This is a genomic window from Vogesella mureinivorans (assembly GCF_007644035.1).
Lineage (GTDB): Bacteria > Pseudomonadota > Gammaproteobacteria > Burkholderiales > Chromobacteriaceae > Vogesella > Vogesella mureinivorans.
Genome location: NZ_VMTV02000342.1, coordinates 1 through 250, shown reverse-complemented (window position 1 = coordinate 250; position 250 = coordinate 1). Strand labels below are relative to the sequence as shown.

Annotated in this window: 1 pseudogene; it reads left to right on the top strand. The window is 58.4% G+C overall.

The window, feature by feature from the left end:
- Nucleotides 1–250: pseudogene (locus tag FLQ44_RS10175) on the top strand (NADP-dependent phosphogluconate dehydrogenase); the annotation flags it as partial.

Here is a 250-nt window from a genome sequence, read left to right as displayed (position 1 = left end):
ATATGCCGACATGCAGATGATTGCCGAAATCTACGGGGTGATGCGCGACGGCCTCGGCATGTCGCCCGCCGAATGTGCCAGGGTCTTCGAAGACTGGAACAAGGGCCCTCTCGACAGTTATCTGATCGAGATCACGGGACACGTTCTTGCTGCAGTGGACGAGAAGACGGGAAAGCCGCTCGTCGATGTCATTCTTGATTCCGCTGGCCAGAAGGGCACTGGCCGCTGGTCGGCCATCGAGGCGCTAAAT